Source organism: Neisseria sp. P0022.S009, from assembly GCF_051956675.1.
GTDB lineage: Bacteria > Pseudomonadota > Gammaproteobacteria > Burkholderiales > Neisseriaceae > Neisseria.
Map to the genome: position 1 here is coordinate 1 of NZ_JBQCXE010000093.1, position 393 is coordinate 393.

A 393-nucleotide genomic window follows, 5' to 3' on the forward strand; every position below is an offset into this window, starting at 1 on the left:
TCCAAAAAGGTGTGGATGCCAAAACCACCGTTGATACCAAAGGCCTGACCTTCAACGGCGACAGCGGCAGCACCAATATCGAAAAACTCGGCTCCACCGTGACCGTTGCCGGCGACGACAACATCACCACCGAAGCCCAAGACGATAAAGTGACGGTTAAGCTGAACAAAGACCTGGTAGTAGACAGCGTCAAAGCCGGCGACACCACCGTTAACAACGACGGTGTGAAAGTCGCAGGCGGCCCGAGTGTGACCAAAGCAGGCATCAATGCCGCCGGCAACAAGATCACCAACGTAGCCGCCGGTAGCGACGATACCGACGCCGTCAACTACAGCCAGCTGAAACAGCAAAGCGCCGCCGCCCGTACCGAGGTTGCCGCCGGCACCAACATCA

The 393-nt window shown here is 57.8% G+C and carries 1 pseudogene; it reads left to right on the top strand.

Annotated features, from left to right (window positions below):
• A pseudogene (locus tag ACTHUG_RS11595) lies at positions 1 to 393 on the top strand (hypothetical protein); the annotation flags it as partial.